15 protein-coding genes and 3 pseudogenes are annotated in these 17,422 nt (G+C 62.2%); 7 read left to right on the top strand and 11 right to left on the bottom strand.

All coding sequences use genetic code 11. From position 1 onward, the window contains the following. Positions 1-7: 7 nt before the first annotated feature. Genes D6Z43_RS14765 through tldD form a run of 3 tightly spaced genes read left to right on the top strand, consistent with a single transcriptional unit; the run spans position 8 to position 6,176 of the window. Entirely contained in the window at positions 8-3,826 is a 3,819-nt protein-coding gene (locus D6Z43_RS14765) for a YhdP family protein (RefSeq protein WP_371924224.1), read from the top strand. Positions 3,827-3,882: 56 nt separating this feature from the next. Next, entirely contained in the window at positions 3,883-4,737 is an 855-nt protein-coding gene (locus D6Z43_RS14760; protein WP_120652911.1) for a carbon-nitrogen hydrolase family protein, read from the top strand. Beyond that, positions 4,734-6,176, top strand: coding sequence for a metalloprotease TldD (tldD, locus tag D6Z43_RS14755; RefSeq protein WP_120652910.1), 1,443 nt, complete (start codon positions 4,734-4,736; stop codon positions 6,174-6,176). The genes D6Z43_RS14760 and tldD overlap by 4 nt, the downstream gene beginning before the upstream one ends. Before the next feature lie 18 nt (positions 6,177-6,194). Here the strand turns inward: tldD and yjgA are convergent, their stop codons facing one another. Further along, positions 6,195-6,716 carry a ribosome biogenesis factor YjgA gene (gene yjgA / locus D6Z43_RS14750; RefSeq protein WP_153922234.1) on the bottom strand — a complete coding sequence of 174 codons (522 nt, stop codon included), beginning with the start codon at positions 6,714-6,716 and terminating at the stop codon, positions 6,195-6,197. Between the two features lie 144 nt (positions 6,717-6,860). On the opposite strand from yjgA, the gene pmbA reads away from it, so the two are divergent. From pmbA to D6Z43_RS14730, 4 genes and pseudogenes are all read left to right on the top strand, one after another. Beyond that, entirely contained in the window at positions 6,861-8,207 is a 1,347-nt protein-coding gene (gene pmbA, locus D6Z43_RS14745) for a metalloprotease PmbA (protein WP_120652908.1), read from the top strand. Positions 8,208-8,390: 183 nt separating this feature from the next. Further along, positions 8,391-8,933, top strand: a pseudogene (locus D6Z43_RS14740) (lyase family protein); the annotation flags it as partial. Between the two features lie 166 nt (positions 8,934-9,099). Then, positions 9,100-9,315 (top strand): annotated as a pseudogene (locus D6Z43_RS14735) (Fe-Mn family superoxide dismutase); the annotation flags it as partial. 61 nt (positions 9,316-9,376) lie between these two features. Further along, a pseudogene (locus tag D6Z43_RS14730) lies at positions 9,377-10,262 on the top strand (ZIP family metal transporter). A 64-nt stretch (positions 10,263-10,326) separates the two neighbouring features. Here the strand turns inward: D6Z43_RS14730 and D6Z43_RS14725 are convergent. The 10 genes from D6Z43_RS14725 to D6Z43_RS14680 form a co-directional block, all read right to left on the bottom strand. Then, positions 10,327-10,599: an HPr family phosphocarrier protein gene (locus D6Z43_RS14725; RefSeq protein ID WP_120652907.1), complete on the bottom strand. Its 273-nt coding sequence runs from the start codon at positions 10,597-10,599 to the stop codon at positions 10,327-10,329. 16 nt (positions 10,600-10,615) lie between these two features. Beyond that, entirely contained in the window at positions 10,616-11,473 is an 858-nt protein-coding gene (rapZ, locus tag D6Z43_RS14720; RefSeq protein WP_120652906.1) for an RNase adapter RapZ, read from the bottom strand. A 9-nt stretch (positions 11,474-11,482) separates the two neighbouring features. After that, positions 11,483-11,947 (bottom strand): PTS IIA-like nitrogen regulatory protein PtsN, encoded by a 465-nt coding sequence (ptsN, locus tag D6Z43_RS14715; RefSeq protein ID WP_120652905.1) that lies wholly within the window; start codon positions 11,945-11,947, stop codon positions 11,483-11,485. 16 nt (positions 11,948-11,963) lie between these two features. Further along, entirely contained in the window at positions 11,964-12,272 is a 309-nt protein-coding gene (gene hpf / locus D6Z43_RS14710; RefSeq protein WP_028628496.1) for a ribosome hibernation-promoting factor, HPF/YfiA family, read from the bottom strand. Positions 12,273-12,356: 84 nt separating this feature from the next. Further along, positions 12,357-13,853, bottom strand: a complete 1,497-nt coding sequence (locus D6Z43_RS14705; RefSeq protein WP_120652904.1) for an RNA polymerase factor sigma-54 — start codon at positions 13,851-13,853, stop codon at positions 12,357-12,359. Positions 13,854-14,001: 148 nt separating this feature from the next. After that, positions 14,002-14,727: an LPS export ABC transporter ATP-binding protein gene (lptB, locus tag D6Z43_RS14700; protein WP_120652903.1), complete on the bottom strand. Its 726-nt coding sequence runs from the start codon at positions 14,725-14,727 to the stop codon at positions 14,002-14,004. Next, positions 14,727-15,263 (bottom strand): lipopolysaccharide transport periplasmic protein LptA, encoded by a 537-nt coding sequence (lptA, locus tag D6Z43_RS14695; protein WP_120652902.1) that lies wholly within the window; start codon positions 15,261-15,263, stop codon positions 14,727-14,729. The genes lptB and lptA overlap by 1 nt, the downstream gene beginning before the upstream one ends. Beyond that, positions 15,250-15,819, bottom strand: a complete 570-nt coding sequence (lptC, locus tag D6Z43_RS14690) for an LPS export ABC transporter periplasmic protein LptC (protein WP_120652901.1) — start codon at positions 15,817-15,819, stop codon at positions 15,250-15,252. Before lptC ends, lptA begins: the two co-directional genes overlap by 14 nt. 8 nt (positions 15,820-15,827) lie before the next feature. Then, positions 15,828-16,352: an HAD family hydrolase gene (locus D6Z43_RS14685; protein WP_120652900.1), complete on the bottom strand. Its 525-nt coding sequence runs from the start codon at positions 16,350-16,352 to the stop codon at positions 15,828-15,830. Next, positions 16,352-17,332 carry a KpsF/GutQ family sugar-phosphate isomerase gene (locus tag D6Z43_RS14680; RefSeq protein ID WP_174235584.1) on the bottom strand — a complete coding sequence of 327 codons (981 nt, stop codon included), beginning with the start codon at positions 17,330-17,332 and terminating at the stop codon, positions 16,352-16,354. Before D6Z43_RS14680 ends, D6Z43_RS14685 begins: the two co-directional genes overlap by 1 nt. Between the last annotated feature and the right edge of the window lie 90 nt (positions 17,333-17,422).

Genomic DNA, 17,422 nt, shown 5'->3' with positions numbered 1-17,422 from the left:
GCGCTGAGTGGACGCCTTCGCCCGCTGGTTGATGCGCCTGCTGCGCTGGTCGCTGGCGCTTTGCGCGCTTTTCCTGGTGCTTGCCGCGCTCTATGTCAGCCTGGGGCGCGAACTCGTGCCCCTGGTGGCCGAGTACCGCGCCGAGGCGGAGGCCAAGGCATCCGCGGCGTTGGGCCAGAGCGTATCGCTAGGTGCCCTGGAAGGCCGTTGGCATGGGCTTTCACCGCTTCTGGTCGCGCACGATGTGCTGCTGGGGGAGGGCGACAATGCCCTGCGCCTGGATCAGATCCGTCTGGTGCCTGACGTACTGGGCAGCCTGTTGGCGCGGCAGCCACGGATCGCGCGCCTGGAACTGGACGGCGTGCAGCTTGGCTTGCATCAGGACGAGGCCGGCAAATGGCAACTTGAGGGGATCGCTTCCAATTCCGACAAACCCCTGCCGGGGCCGCGTCAGTTTCGCGACCTGATGAAGCAGGTCGGCCACGTTTCGGTGCTGAACAGCCAGCTCACCCTGGAGCCCTACGGGCACGAACCCTTAAGCCTCACCGATGTAAGCCTCAGCCTGAAGGCAAGCGGCAGTCGTCAACGCCTCGATGGCCACCTGACGCTACCGGATGGGCAGCCCATGGCCCTTCGCTTGCGCACCCGCCTCAACGCTGAGGTGTGGCTGCAGAGCGAGGCCGAACTCTATCTCAGCCTTCCGCAAACGGACTGGGCGCGCTGGCTGCCCGCCAGCCTCATGCACGAGTGGCGCTTGAAGCGGCTACAAGCCGGGGGCGAGATGTGGGGCGAGTGGGCCAAGGGCGGCTTGCAGCGCGCCGCCCTGCGTTTGCACGCGCCGGAGATTCGCGGCGCCTATGCCGAACGCAAGGCGGTTACCCTCGCGAATCTTGGGTTGAATGTCTTTTTTACCCGCACTGATGAAGGCTTTCAGATCCTGCTCGACTCCGTTGCCGCGAACATTGGCAAGGAGCGTTGGGGCGAGGCCCATCTGCGTATCGATCACAAGGCAGGCGAGCAACCGGAATGGTCGCTGGCTGCCGACCGTCTCGATGTGGGGCCCCTTCTACCTGTGGTGGATGCTCTGGTACCCCTGCCCGATGCCGCGGCAGCTGCTGTGGCGGGCCTCAAGCCACGAGGTGCCCTGCGCAACCTCAGCCTGCATTACCGCCCCAGGCAGGAGGGTGCCAAGCGCCTGGAGTTCAGCAGCAACCTGGACGCCGTCGGCATCAACGCCTACCACGGTGCGCCGGGGGCCGAAAACGTCAGCGGCAGCGTTACCGGTGATCTCAACCAGGGCGAATTGCGACTCGATTCGAACGACTTCGCGCTGCACCTCGATCACCTCTTCCCCAAGGCCTGGCGTTATCGAGAGGCCAATGCTCGGCTGACCTGGAAACTGGACGAAACCGCCGTCACCCTGGCCAGTCCGTACATGCGGCTGGAAGGTGAGGAGGGCAGCATCGCTGGAGACATGCTGATCCGGCTCATGCGCGATCCCGACGCCGAGGACTACATGGACTTGCGCGTCGGACTGCACGATGGCGATGCCAGTTACACCGAGAAGTACCTGCCAACTTTGTCTCCGGGGATGAGTCCGGCCCTGGCCAAATGGCTCAAGGAGGCGATCAAGGGCGGGGCAGTGGATGAGGGCTTCTTCCAGTACCAGGGTTCCCTGGCCCATGAGGCCGATCCGACGGCGCGCTCCCTCAGTCTGTTTTTCAAGGTGCATGATGCCGAGCTCGCCTATCAGCCTGGCTGGCCGGTACTGCGCGAGGCTCGTGGCGACGTGTTCATCGAGGATACCGGCGTGCGCATCAAGGTACCGGCCGGGCGCATTCTCGACTCGCGGGTGAGCGATGCCGAAGCCGAGGTGCCCCATGTCGAGCCCGGTCAAGTGCCGCGCCTGCAGCTGGATGCCAGGCTGGACAGCAGCTTCACCGATGGACTGAAAATCCTCCAGGAAGCCCCGATGGGGACGGCGACCATCTTCGCCGGCTGGCAGGGGCAGGGCACCCTCGATGGCAATCTGAAGCTGGACATTCCATTGGAGAAAGGTCATCCGCCCCACGTGGTGGTGGACCTCACTACCCACGATGCTCAATTGAAGATCCCCCGTCCGGAGCTGTCCCTCAGCCGGCTCAAGGGTGGATTCCGCTACGACACCGAGACGGGGTTGAGCGCTCAGGATATTCGTGGCCAGGCGTTCGGTCGTGAAGTCCGCGCCAGTGCCAAGGCCGAGGGGAGCAACGGCAAGGCCCGCTCGCGAATCCTCGCGACCAGCAGCATTGCCCTGAATGACCTCACCAAATGGCTCGGCGTCACTCAGTCGTTGCCGGCTTCGGGCACTCTGCCCTACAGCCTGAACCTGAGCCTGGATGGACCTAACAGCCAGCTACGCATCGATTCCAACCTCAAGGGACTGGCAATCGACCTGCCTGCACCTTTCGGCAAGTCCGTCGACGACAGTCGGGACGCCAGTTGGCGCATGACCCTGGAAGGCGATGAGCGGAGCTACTGGCTGGACTACGCAGGGCTCGCCAGCCTTGCCGTGGCTGCGCCGGCAGGCAATCTGGACGATGGGCGTGGCGAGTTGGTGCTGGGAGGCGGCGCCGCGACCGCGCCGGGCACCAAGGGCTTGCGCATCCGTGGACGGCTCGAGGAACTGGACACGGCACCCTGGATGGCGCTGGCCAAGCAATACACGCCGAAGGACGGTGCCGAGAAGGCCCGTATGCTGCGCAGCGCCAACCTGGAAATTGGCCAGTTCAAGGGTCTTGGCACGAGTATCGAGAACCTCAAGGTCAACCTCGATCGCTCCAGTACCGGCTGGAATCTAGGGTTGGACAGTGACCTCATGCAGGGAACGGTCGTGATGGCGGATGCCAGGGATGTACCCATTGCCATCCGCATGAAGCAAGTTCGGCTTCCAAAACCTCCCGAGAACGATGCCGAGGCCGATGCCAGGCCCGACCCCTTGGCGGGCATCGATCCCCACCAGGTCCCGGCGATGGATGTGCGTATCGACCAGGTGGTGCTGGGGGATTCTCCACTTGGCGCCTGGTCGTTCAAGGTGCGCCCCAATTCCACGGGCGTGGCATTCAGCGAGCTGGATCTCGATCTCAAGGGTCTGAAGGTCTCCGGGGTGGCAGGCTGGGAGGGCACGGCCGAAGGCAGTGCGTCCTGGTACAAGGGGCGGCTGGAAGGCAAGAACCTGGCTGATGTGCTCAAGGCCTGGAACTTCGCACCGTCGGCCACCAGCGAGCGCTTCCGCCTGGACGCCGATGGCCGCTGGCCGGGATCTCCCGCTTGGGTCAGCCTGAAGCGATTCTCCGGTTCCCTGGACGCGAGCCTGCGCAATGGCCAGTTCGTCGAAGTGGAAGGTGGCGCCCAGGCATTGCGGGTGTTTGGCCTGCTCAACTTCAACTCCATCGGCCGTCGCTTGCGCCTGGACTTCTCCGACCTGCTGGGCAAGGGCCTGGCCTATGACCGGGTAAAGGGATTACTGGTGGGAAGTGAAGGGCGCTTCGTCACTCGCAAGCCGATCACCCTTGAAGGACCGTCCAGCGGGCTGGAGCTGGACGGCACCATGGACCTGGCCGCCGATCGCATCGATGCCAAGTTGCTGGTGACCCTGCCGGTGACGAACAACCTGCCACTGGCGGCGCTGATAGTCGGTGCACCTGCCATCGGCGGTGCACTCTTCGTCGTGGACAAGTTGCTGGGTGACAAAGTGGCGCGCTTCGCCAGCGTGCAATACAAGGTTGAAGGCTCCTGGAAGAACCCCAAGATCACCTTTGAAAAGCCATTTGAAAAGTCTCGTTGAGGCGAGCTTTCGTGGCTTGGGTTAGCATGCATCCCATGCCTTGTGCGGAGATTCCGATGTCCCTTGCTGTAATTCAGATGGTCAGCCAGGACGATGTCCTGGCCAACCTCACCAGTGCCCGGCGCCTGCTGGAGCAGGCTGCTGAAGGTGGCGCCCGCCTGGCCGTGCTGCCAGAGAACTTCGCCGCCATCGGCCGTCGTGACCTCGCCGATCTGGGGCGCGCTGAAGCGGAAGGGCAGGGCCCGATCCTGCCGTGGCTGCGCCAGGCGGCTCGTGATCTCAAGTTGTGGATCGTGGCCGGTACGTTGCCCTTGCCACCCGACGGACGGCCAGCGGACAAGGCCAACGCCTGTTCCCTGCTGATCGACGAACAGGGCGAGCGGGTCGCGCGGTACGACAAGATCCATCTGTTCGATGTGGATGTAGCCGACAATCGCGGCCGCTATCGTGAGTCCGACGACTATGCGCACGGGGCTCATGTGGTGGTGGCTGATACCCCTGTTGGCCGCCTGGGCCTGACCGTCTGCTATGACTTGCGTTTCCCCGAGCTCTATGGCGCCCTTCGCGAGGCCGGTGCTGAGCTGATCAGCGCACCCGCCGCCTTTACTGCCGTCACAGGCGCTGCTCATTGGCAGGTGCTGGTCCGCGCTCGCGCCATCGAAACCCAGTGCTACCTACTGGCAGCCGGGCAGGGCGGCGTGCATCCCGGACCACGTGAGACCTTCGGTCATTCGGCCATCGTCGATCCCTGGGGCCGGGTACTGGCCGAGAAAGCCACTGGCGAGGCTGTGCTAATCGCGGAGCGCGACGCTGAGGAGCAGGCGGGGATCAGGCAGCGCATGCCCGTGAGCACCCACAGAAGATTCATTACGCCGGCCACACCTGGGCCGGCGCGTACGGAGAAGTTATGAGCGACCTCTTGTTATCCGTCAGCGAGCATCTGCTGGCGCCTGGCGACCTCAGCATCGAGCAGTTGCCGGAGATCCTCGGTGAACTTGCCGGCCCCGGCATCGATGCCGCTGATCTCTACTTCCAGGGGCAGATTTCCGAGTCCTGGGTGCTTGAAGACGGCATCGTCAAGGAAGGCAGTTTCCACCTTGATCAAGGCGTTGGCGTGCGCGCTCAGTCCGGTGAGAAGACCGGCTTCGCCTACAGCAATGCCATCACCGCCGATGCTTTGCGTCAGGCCGCGCGTGCCGCGCGCTCGATTTCCCGCGCCGGCCAGGCGGGCCGGGTTCAGGCCTTCGCCAGCCCTCAGATCACCCGGCTCTACGATTCCAGCAGCCCGCTCGATGTGATCAGCCGTGCCGAGAAAGTTGAGCTGCTGAAGCAGGTGGACGTCGCCACCCGCGCGCTGGACCCGCGAATCAAGCAGGTCACCGTGAGCATGGCCGGCGTCTGGGAACGTATCCTGATCGCCGCCAGTGACGGCAGCCTGGGCGCAGATATCCGCCCGCTGGTGCGTTTCAACGTCAGTGTCATCGTTGAGCAGAATGGTCGTCGCGAGCGCGGTGGCCACGGCGGTGGCGGGCGCACCGACTACCGTTACTTCCTGCAGGAAGATCGCGCCATGGGCTATGCGCGTGAGGCGCTACGTCAGGCGCTGGTCAACCTGGAAGCCATTCCGGCGCCGGCGGGCACCCTGCCGGTGGTGATGGGCGCAGGCTGGTCCGGTGTTCTGTTGCACGAAGCCGTGGGCCATGGTCTTGAAGGCGATTTCAATCGCAAGGGCAGCTCGGCCTATAGCGGTCGTATCGGCGAGAAGGTCGCCTCCAGCCTTTGCACCATTGTTGACGACGGCACCCTGGCTTATCGCCGCGGATCCCTCAGCGTCGACGACGAAGGCACTCCGACCCAGTGCACCACGCTGATCGAGAACGGCGTGCTCAAGGGTTACATGCAGGACAAGCTCAACGCCCGCCTGATGAAGGTGGCGCGTACCGGCAACGGCCGCCGTGAGTCCTATGCGCACCTGCCGATGCCGCGCATGACCAACACTTACATGCTGGCCGGCAAGAGCGATCCTCAGGAGATTATCGAATCGGTGGAACGCGGCATCTACTGCGCGAACCTGGGAGGAGGTCAGGTGGATATCACCAGTGGCAAGTTCGTCTTCTCCACCAGCGAGGCCTACCTGATCGAGAACGGCAAGATCACTGCACCGGTGAAAGGCGCCACCCTGATCGGTAATGGTCCGGAGGCGATGAGCCGGGTGTCCATGGTCGGCAATGACCTGGCACTGGACAGCGGCGTGGGTACCTGCGGCAAGGACGGGCAATCGGTGCCCGTTGGCGTAGGTCAACCGACGTTGAAGATCGATGCGATTACGGTCGGTGGGACGGGGGCCTGATGACGGCCCCCAAGAGGATCAGCGCAATCCGCGCTTGGCTTCGTCCAGGTCGCGGATGTACTTGAACACCTTGCGCGCTGCGGCCGGTGGCTTGTTGTGGGCCGCTTCGTGCTGGGCATGACGGATCAGGCCGCGCAGGTGCTGGCGGTCGGTTTCCGGGTAGTCGGCGACGAAGCTTTCCAGGGCGGCATCGCCACCCTCGATCAGGCGGTCGCGCCAGCGCTCCAGCGCGTGGAAGCGTTCGTTGTACTCACGGGTGGAGCTGTCGAGCTGGTCGATCAGGCTGACGATGGCCTCGATGTCCTGCTCGCGCATGAGCTTGCCGATGTACTGGATGTGCCGTTTGCGGGCGACATGCGCCTTATGCTTCGGCGCTTCCGCCAGGGCCTTTTGCAGCGCGTCGGTCAGCGGCAGCTTGGCCAGCACGTCGGCCTTGAAGGTAGTCAGGCGCTCGCCGAGTTCCTGCAGGGCATGCAGTTCGCGTTTGACCTGGGTTTTGCTCTTCTCTCCGGAGAAGTCGTCGTCGAAAAATTCAGACATGGGGGTGGTCCAATGGGAAACGCCGCCATGATAACCAGTCGGGGCCGCGTTGTCCGGCCCGGCTGGCGCCGCTGGAGTGCGGTAAATGCGGTGAGGCGCCGGGTTGCGCCTGCCGCGTCGAACAATATTTGAACTGGAGTGGCTATGAGTGAAGTAGAAGTGGTCGGCCCGGAGGCATTGCCGGAACTGCAGGCGCGGGTCGAACGCATCCTCGCCGAGGCCCGGCGCCAGGGCGCCAGCGGCTGCGAGGTGGCTGTTTCAGTAGAGCAGGGACTGTCCACCACCGTTCGCCAGGGCGAGGTGGAGACGGTCGAGTTCAACCGTGACCAGGGATTCGGAATCACCCTGTACGTGGGCCAGCGCAAGGGCTCGGCCAGCACCTCGGCCAGTGGTGAGGACGCGATTCGCGAAACGGTCGCCGCTGCGCTCGCCATCGCCAAGCATGCTTCCGAAGACGATTGTGCCGGCCTGGCCGACGCGGCGCTGATGGCCCGCGACCTGCCGGAACTCGATCTCTACCATCCCTGGTCGATCACCCCGGAGCAGGCGGTGGAGCAGGCGCTGATCTGTGAGACTGCGGCGTTCGAGACCGACAAGCGCGTGAGCAAGGCAGACGGCACCACCCTCAATACCCACCAGGGTTGCCGGGTTTACGGCAACAGCCATGGTTTCGTCGGCGGCTATGCGAGCACCCGCCACAGCCTGAGTTGCGTGATGATTGCCGAGCAGCAGGGGCAAATGCAGCGCGACTACTGGTATGACGTCAGCCGTATTGGCAGTCAGCTGGCTGATCCAGCCAGCATCGGCCGTCGCGCCGCCGAACGCACCGCAGCCCGTCTTGGCGCCCGGCCGGTGCCCACTTGCGAGGTGCCAGTACTGTTCGCCGCTGAGCTTGCAACCGGCTTGTTCAGTAGCTTCCTCGGCGCCATTTCCGGCGGCAATCTCTATCGCAAATCGTCGTTCCTCGAGGGCGCGCTGGGTCAACGGTTGTTCCCCGAGTGGCTGTCCATCGACGAGCGTCCGCATATTCCGCGTGCGATGGCCAGTGCGGCGTTCGACAACGATGGTCTGGCGACCTATGCCAAGCCCTTCGTCGAGAAGGGCGAGCTGGTGTCCTACATCCTTGGCACCTATTCCGGACGCAAGCTGGGGCTGCCGAGCACTGCCAACGCAGGTGGTGTCCACAACCTCTTCGTCAGCCATGGCCAGGAAGACCTCGCAGCCCTGATGCGCCGCATGGGTCGCGGCCTGCTGGTGACCGAGCTGATGGGACAGGGGCTGAACATGGTGACCGGTGACTACTCCCGTGGTGCGGCCGGTTACTGGGTAGAGAACGGCGAAATCCAGTTCCCGGTGCAGGAAGTGACCATTGCCGGCAATCTCAAGGATATGTTCCGTCAGATCCTTGCCGTGGGCAGCGATCTGGAACTGCGCGGCAATATCCGGACAGGCTCTGTCCTTATTGAGCGAATGACCGTAGCCGGCAGTTGATCCAGCCGCTCCATCCCCGTAGAGACGCGCCTGCCAGGGCGCGTTTTCGTTTGCGGCCGCACCGCAGTCCGTCAGGGCGGCTTGCATCCCTCTGCATTCAAGTGGTCATGATTGACCAACTCGATGCCCGCGTCGCCATGACTCCGCGCCACTTCCACGGTAGCCGGCTCCGGCCTGGCGCCTATTCCGGTGCGTATGTGGCAGGTGCTCAATGGCCGGGCGCAGCAGATTCAGGCCAATATCGAGCATCTGCGGAACCTGCAGCCGGCGCTCCAGCAACTGGCCCAAGGCGGGACCGCCGTGGGGACTGGTATCAATGCTCACCCGCGTTTCGCCGAGACGTTCTGCCGTGAACTGAGCGAGTTGACCGGTCAGCCGTTCACTCCGGGCCGAAATTTCTTCGCACTGATCGGTTCGCAGGACGCGGCAGTAGCGCTATCCGCGGCCCTGAAGACCACTGCCGTATCGCTGATGAAGATCGTCAACGACCTGCGCTGTACGGACTCCGGTTCGCTGGCGGGCCTTGCCGAGATCGAGCTCGAGGCGCTCCCGCCCGGCTCTTCGATCATGCCTGGCAAGGTCAACCCGGTAATTCCCGAAGCGACCGAAATGGTTACCGCAGAGGTGATCGGCAACGACGCCGCGATCGCAATTGCCGGGCAGTCCGGCAACTACGAGCTGGACGTGATGCTACCGGTAATTGCACACAACCTGCTCGGCGCGATTGGCGATGTCGGTCTGCCCGACTCCCAGGGGGAAGCGGCGCTGCGCCATAGCCGCACTACTACACGAGTCTGCTCGAATTCATCAGTGAATACGGCGCCTCCCCTCGCAACGACCGGTTGCCCGGCGTCGGAAGTAATGCGCCTGCGATGCCGGGCCACTTCTCCACTTGAGCGTGGCCAGGACGGGGCATCTGCTGGTGGAAAGTTCGGCCAACCAGGACAGTCCCTTGATGCAGGGAAACACACCGATCCTGGGGCTGGACGTCCAGGAGCATGCCCATTACCTGCGATACCAGAATCACAGGCCCGACTACATCGGCGCCGTCTACAACGTCGTTGATTGGGCTGAGTTTGGTCAGCGCTACCGGCAGGCCCTGATCTGAACCGCTTGGTGGACGAAGGGCGGGCCTCCGTTCGCATCTACGAAATTCAACAAGGTCCAGCATGCAGACTTTTTTGATTACCAGCGGCCGTTCCGTCCGTCTGTTCATTGGCGCGCTGGTGGCACTGGCTGGCCTCTTTATCCTGTTGATGCAGGCGTCGATTGCCTTGCGTCTGGTGCTTGAGGCGCATCTCTGGCAGGCGCTGCGCGCCGGTTCGCTTTGTGCGCTGGGAACGGCACTGGGGGCACTGCTGGTGCTTTTCCTGCGCAGTATCTCCGGATGGCTTTCCGATAGTCTGATGGGCTTTGGGGCTGGGGTCATGCTCGCCGCCACCGTGTTTTCCCTGCTGATGCCTGGGCTGGCAGCCGCAGGGGAACTGGGGTTCTCGAAGTGGGCGGCGGGTGCACTGATGAGCTTCGGTCTGCTACTGGGCGCGGCCTGTTCGGTCTTGGCAAGGTGCTGCCGCAGCCGCGGTTGGAGTTAGATGGTCAGGGCAAGCGGGTGATCATCACGCCGCGCGTGCTGCTTTTCGTTATCGCGATCGTGCTACACAACATTCCAGAAGGAATGGCCGTCGGAGTCGCAGCAGGGGCGGGGCTGGCGGGTGCCGATAGCCTGGCCCTGGGAATTGCACTGCAAGATATTCCGGAAGGACTGATTATTTCCCTTTTACTCGCCGGTTGCGTATGTCGCGAGGCCGCGCGCTACTGATCGGCGCTGCGTCTGGCCTGGTGGAGCCGCTATTCGCAGTGCTCTGTGCCTGGTTGGTCCAGGTTTCGGTGCTGTCATTGCCCTGGGGATTGGCCCTTGCCGCAGGCGCGATGCTCTTCGCCGTAGTCCAGGAGATCATCCCCGAGTCTCACCGAAAAGGGCATGAGACAGCTGCCAGCCTGGGTCTGGCTGCGGGCTTCTGCCTGATGATGGTGCTGGATACTGCGCTGGCCTAACGGCGGTAGGTGAATCGTGCCTTGCTTCTTGTTGGCGGGAGCCTGAGCGGGGGCAGGGAGGGAATTACTCGCCTTCGTCGAACTTGTTGTTGATCAGCTCGATCAAGGCATTGAGGGCGTCGTCATCTTGCTCGCCTTCGGTATGCAGGTGGATGGGGGTGCCTTTACCTGCGGCGAGCATCATTACCGCCATGATGCTTTTCCCGTCGACCAGGCTTTCCGATGTGCGACCCACGCGAATCTGGCAGGGATAACGACCGGCCACGCCGACGAACTTAGCCGCTGCCCGGGCGTGCAGGCCAAGCTTGTTGATGATTGTGATCTCGCAGGCGGGCATCGCGTTTCCAATCCTTCTAACTGAGGTCGCGGTGGCGAACCTGGACATTCTTCAAGCTGGGTTTCAGTGCCGCCCCCAGGCGATTGGCAATGTACACCGAGCGGTGGTGCCCACCGGTGCAGCCAATGGCAATAGTGACATAGGCCCTGTTACTGGCGGCAAAGCGCGGTAGCCATTTACTCAGATAGCTGTGGATATCCTGATACATCTCCTCCACATCCGGTTGGCCTGCGAGATATTCTTCGACCACCGAATCAAGCCCCGAATGGTCGCGCAACTCCGGCTTCCAGTAGGGGTTGGGCAGGCAGCGCACATCGAACACCAGGTCGGCATCCACAGGCATGCCACGCTTGAAGCCGAATGACTCGATCAGGAAGGCCGTACCGGGCTCGGGTTGATTGAGTAGGCGTAGCTTGATGCTGTCACGCAGCTGGTAAAGATTGAGATGCGTGGTGTCGATCTTCAGGTCGGCGAGATCGGCGATGGGTGCCAACAGCAGTTCTTCGTCCCGGATGGCTTCGGCCAGGGAGCGATTGTCATTGGTCAGTGGATGGCGCCGGCGTGTTTCGGAGAAGCGTTTGAGAAGAGTGTCGTGTTCGGCGTCGAGGTAAAGCACGTCGCATTTGATGTGACGATTGCGAGCCTCGACGAGCAGCTCGGGGAAACGTTGCAACTGACTGGGCAGGTTGCGCGCGTCGATGGATACAGCCACCTGGGGTTGCAGCAGTTCGGTGTGCAACAGTGCCCGCTCGGCCAGCTCGGGAAGCAGGGCGGCAGGAAGGTTGTCGATACAGTAGTAACCGTGGTCCTCGAGAACATCGAGGGCGGTGCTCTTGCCCGACCCGGAGCGGCCGCTGACGATGATCAGGCGCATGATGAAGCCCTAGCGTCCGCTCTGCACGTCCACCACTACCTGGTAGAGGCTGGTGCTGTCGGGAGCCTGGCGCAGACGCTCGCGCACATCGCTGCGGTCAAGCATGCTGGCTATCTGTCGGAGCAATTCAAGGTGCTCATCGGTGGCAGCTTCCGGGACCAGCAGGACAAACAGCAGGTCAACCGGAGCACCGTCGATGGCGTCGAAATCAACTGGCGCGTCAAGGCGCAGCACGGCGCTTATGGGCGCGATGCAGCCGATGAGGCGACAGTGGGGAATGGCGATGCCGTTGCCGAAACCGGTGGAACCGAGCTTCTCCCGGGCTACCAGGCTTTCGAAAATATCCTGGTTATCGAGGTCGGGGAGGTCACGGGAAACCAGCTTGGCAATCTGTTCCAGTACACGCTTTTTGCTGCCGCCCGGCACGTTCACCAGGGAACGGCCGGGGGTCAGGATTTGCTCGAGTCGAATCATAAGAGGGGGAAGAGTGTCAGCGGGCCGTAGCGCCCTGCTGGCGATTCAACTGCTTTTCCTTGTGTTTGATCAGTTGGCGGTCAAGTTTGTCGGTGAGCAGATCGATGGCGGCGTACATGTCTTCATGTTCCGCATTGGCCACGACCTCCCCGCCGGCGATGTGCAAGGTGGCTTCGATCTTTTGTTTCAGTTTCTCGACCTCCATGATGACTTGCACATTGGTGATCTTGTCGAAGTGGCGCTCGAGCCGGCCAAGTTTCTCGCCGACATAATCGCGCAGGGCGTCGGTCACATCCAGTTGATGTCCACTGATGTTGACTTGCATACCGCTTTCTCCTTATTGCCCGTGTATAAGAGACAGGCTAACGGGCCTGCCACCGGAACACTTTGGCGTGGGTCAATTTCCGCGTCACATCAGTCGCTTCCGCTCGCTGGAAGGCGCTATCCCAAGGGATTCGCGATACTTGGCTACTGTGCGACGGGCCACTTGAATGCCCTGTGCCTCCAGTAAACCAGCGATCTTGCTGTCGCTCAACGGCTTTTTCGGATTTTCCGCTGCGACCAGTTTCTTGATGATTGCGCGGATCGCGGTAGACGAACATTCACCGCCTTCCGAGGTGCTTACGTGGCTGGAGAAAAAGTACTTCAGCTCGTAGATTCCGCGGGGAGTGTGCATGTATTTCTGGGTAGTCACGCGCGAGATTGTGGACTCGTGCATACCTACGGCTTCGGCGATGTCATGCAGGACCAGGGGTTTCATCGCCTCTTCGCCATACTCCAGGAAGCCGCGCTGGTGCTCGACGATCTGGGTGGCGACCTTCATCAGAGTCTCGTTTCGGCTCTGCAGGCTCTTGATGAACCAGCGAGCCTCCTGAAGCTGATTGCGCATGAAGGTGTTGTCGGCGCTGGAATCGGCGCGACGAACGAAACCCGCGTAGTGCGGATTGACCCGCAGGCGCGGTACGGCTTCCTGGTTTAGCTCAACCAGCCAGCGTTCGTTGTGCTTGCGGACGATCACGTCGGGTACGACGTACTCGGGTTCGCTGGCTTCGATCTGCGAGCCGGGACGTGGATTCAGGGCCTGAATCAGTTCGATGATCTGGCGCAGTTCGTCTTCCTTGACCTTCATGCGCCGCATCAACTGGCTGTAGTCACGGCTGCCGAGCAGGTCTAGGAAGTCACCAGCCAGACGTTGGGCCTCGGTCAGCCACGGGGTGCCCGGAGGCAGCTGGCGAAGTTGCAGGATCAGGCATTCGCGCAGGTCGCGGGCACCGATGCCTGCGGGCTCGAACTGTTGGATGCGATGAAGGACGACTTCGACTTCGTCCAGCTCGATACCGAGCTCGGGGTCGAAGGCCTCGACTATCTCTGCCAGCGTCTCTTCGAGGTAACCGTCGTTATTGATGCAGTCGATGAGGGTGACACCAATCAGGCGGTCGGTGTCTGACATGGGGGCCAGGTTCAGCTGCCAGAGCAGGTGGCTCTGCAGGCTTTCACCGACCGAGGTGCGCGAGGTGAAATCCCACTCGTCGTCATCGTTGCTCGGCAGGCTGCTGGCGCTGGTCTGGTAGACATCTTCCCAGGCCGTATCGACAGGGAGTTCGCTGGGAATGCGTTCGTGCCATTCGCCATCTTCCATGGCTTCGGCATTGGTTTCGACGCTGGACTCCTGGAAGCTGGCTTCCTGGCTACTCGTGTTAGGCAGTTGGTCGCCTTCGGCCATCGGGTCGGAGGTGTCGAAATCGTCGCCATCCTCCTGCCGCTCAAGCATGGGATTGGACTCCAGTGCTTCCTGGATCTCCTGCTGGAGGTCCAGGGTGGAGAGTTGGAGTAGGCGGATGGCCTGTTGCAGCTGAGGGGTCATCGTCAGCTGCTGGCCCATCTTAAGGACTAGCGATGGTTTCATGGCAGAGGGCTTAGCACCTTGATTCGCCGGCGCTCACGCGCCATCCACAACAGGGCGCCGAAGCGCCACCAGGAAGCAAATTATATGCCTGACCTTGAAGGATTTTCCTAGCTCGCGCAACCCATCTTGTAGGAGATGTCGCGGGAGGCTACAGGCGGAACTCGTGGCCCAGATAGACTTCCTTCACCAGCTGGTTGGCCAGGATGGCTTCCGCACTACCCTCGGCAATCAGTTGTCCGTCACTGACAATGTAGGCGGTCTCGCAGATGTCCAGCGTTTCACGGACGTTGTGGTCGGTGATGAGCACACCGATTCCCTTGGCCTTGAGATGATGGATTATCTGCTTGATATCGCCCACGGAAATCGGGTCCACGCCGGCGAACGGTTCGTCCAGCAGGATGAATTTCGGGGAGGTAGCCAGCGCCCGGGCGATTTCCACCCGACGGCGCTCACCGCCTGACAGGCTCATGCCGAGACTGTCGCGAATGTGGCTGATGTGGAACTCCTGCAGCAGGCTTTCCAGCTCCTTGCGGCGCGTGGCGCGGTCGAGGTCCTTGCGGGTCTCGAGGATCGCCATGATGTTGTCCGCCACGCTGAGCTTGCGGAAGATCGAGGCTTCCTGCGGCAGGTAGCCGATGCCCGCACGGGCGCGGCCATGCATGGGCTGATGGGTGACGTCCTGCTGGTCGATCAGGACGCGGCCCTGGTCGGCCTGAACCAAGCCGACAATCATGTAGAAGCAGGTGGTCTTGCCGGCACCGTTGGGGCCGAGAAGGCCAACGATTTGTCCGCTGTCGATCGACAGGCTGACATCGCGGACCACCTGGCGGCTCTTGTAGCTCTTGGCCAGATGCTGGGCTTTGAGAGTCGCCATTACTGTGCTTTCTGCTCTTTCTTCTTCGGCTGGATGACCATGTCGATTCGCGGACGCGGAGTGGTCACGTTATTGCCGGTAGCGCGGCCTGCGTTGACGATCTGGCGCTGGGTGTCATAGACGATCTTCTCGCCTTCGAAGGTGTTGCCTTCCTGAACCACCTTGGCCTGGTCGAGCAGAATGATGCGCTCGTTGGCCGCGAAGTACTGGATGGTCAGGCCATAGGCCTTGACTATTTCCTTGTCCACCGCAGGCTTCTGTTCGTAGTAAGCGGGCTTGCCGACCGAGGTGAAGACCTCGACATCGCCATTCGCGTCCTGGGTAATGGTGACGGTATCGCCGGTGATCTTCAGGGTTCCCTGGGTGATCACGACGTTGCCGCGGTAGACCGCGACGCCCTGCTTGTCATCGAGCTCGGCGCTGTCGGCCTGGACGCGAATCGGTTGATCGCGGTCCGTGGGCAGGGCCCAGGCGGCAGCACTTCCGAGTGCGGTACCCAGGCTGAGCAACAGGGGGAGGGTTTTAACGAACCTCATGCTGGCCTCTTACGTTGGACTGCAGGATCATCCTGCTGTCATTCAAGTACGCTTTCATTCCTTGTGCCGTGGTCACCCCATTGGCCGCGTCGATTCTAACGGCTTGCTGGGTCTGCGCATATTCCTCGTCAGGGAACACGGTCAGGCGGCTAGTGGTCAGGATGGTCGGGCGCCCCTTGCCGTCGGTGCGCGCCACCCGGACCTTGTCGATCAGTTCGACCTGCTTGCCTTCAGGGCCGACTTCGCCTCGCTCGCTTTGTACGTGCCAGGGGTATGCGGTGCCGCGATGCAGGAGCAGGTCCGGATTGGTCAGCAGTGTGACATCAGTGGCCTTTATATGTTCGAGGTGGGTCGCGGTCATTTCGTAGTGGAGCTTGCCATCTTCCTGGAACTGGGTGCTCTTGCCATTTTCCACGTAGAAATCGATGGCGTTGTCGTTGCCTGTGGCTGCTGTCCGGTCCATGAAGCTTTCGGGACGGATATTCCAGTACCCCAGAGCGATGAGTAGCGCCGCGATCGGGGTCAGGATCAGCGCAAGGCGGATGTTCTTTGGCATGAAAAACCTCAGAGATAAGCAGCTTGCGCCGCTTCCAGGCTGCCCTGGGCGCGCAGTATGAGTTCGCAGAACTCACGGGCTGCGCCTTCGCCGCCACGTGCCTGGGTGATGCCATGGGCATGCTGGCGGACGAAAGCATCGGCGTTGGCCACGGCCATGCCCAGGCCGACACGGCGAATCACCGGTAGGTCGGGAAGGTCGTCACCGAGGTAGGCGACCTGATCATAATTCAACCCCAGTTCCGCGAGCAGGCCGTCGAGGACAGCCAGTTTGTCTTCGCGCCCCTGGAACAGATGCTGTATGCCGAGGTTCTGTGCGCGACGCTCGACAACCTCCGACTGGCGGCCGCTGATGATGGCAGTGCGCACGCCAGCATTCATCAGCATCTTGATGCCTTGGCCGTCGAGGGTGTTGAAGGTCTTGAATTCTCCGCCGCCGGGTAGGAAGTAGAGGCGGCCGTCGGTCAGCACGCCGTCCACGTCGAACACGGCCAGGCGAACGGCCTTGGCACGAGTGAGGAGTTCATTGCTCATCAGATCACTCCGGCGCGGGTCATGTCATGGATATGCAGGGCGCCGATGGGGCGGTCGTCTTCATCGACCACAACCAGCACGTTGATCTTGTGGTCGTCCATGATCTTCAGCGCTTCAGCTGCAAGCATGTCGGGGCGTACGGTCTTGCCGTGCACCGTCATGACGTCGTCGATGCTGGCCTGGCGCACATCGACACCTTTGTCCAAAGTGCGGCGCAGGTCGCCGTCGGTGAATATGCCGGCGAGGTGGCCGTCACTTTCCACCACCGCGGTCATGCCCAGGCCCTTGCGTGTCATTTCCAGCAGGGCTTCGCGCAGCGGCGTACCGCGGGCGACGCTGGGCAGGCTTTCGCCGCTGTGCATGATGTTCTCCACCTTGAGCAGGAGGCGACGGCCAAGCGCGCCGCCCGGATGAGAGAAGGCGAAGTCTTCGGCGGTGAAACCACGAGCTTCCAACAGGGCGATGGCCAGAGCGTCACCCAGGACCAGCGCCGCAGTGGTGGACGATGTGGGAGCCAGGTTTAGTGGGCAGGCTTCCTGGCCTACTCGAGCATCCAGATTCGCAGCTGCGGCTTTGGCCAGGGGCGAGTCCGGATTGCCAGTGAGGCTGATCAGGGTGATTCCCAGGCGCTTGATCAGCGGCAGCAGCGTGACGATTTCGGCAGTCGAGCCGGAATTGGAGAGCGCCAGGACCACGTCTTCACGGGTGATCATGCCCATGTCGCCATGGCTGGCCTCGGCCGGGTGAACAAAGAAGGATGGGGTGCCGGTGCTGGCCAGGGTGGCAGCAATCTTGTTCCCGACATGTCCGGACTTGCCCATACCCACCACCACTACGCGTCCCTTGCAATCCAGGATGAGTTCGCAGGCGCGAACGAAATCTGCGTCGATGCGTGGCATAAGGGCGTCGATCGCCTCGCGTTCGAGCTGGATAGTGCGTTGTGCGGACTTGATGAGATCGCTGGATTGGCTCATGGGCATGCAGTGGCCGGGGGAAAAGGCGCCGATTATAGCGATAAAGGTGATTTAGCTCACGCGTCAATGGCGTCGAAGCTGTCGCAAAGCTGAACA

The organism is Pseudomonas sp. DY-1, from assembly GCF_003626975.1.
Lineage (GTDB): Bacteria > Pseudomonadota > Gammaproteobacteria > Pseudomonadales > Pseudomonadaceae > Metapseudomonas.
This window is presented reverse-complemented; position numbering and strand designations above follow the sequence as displayed.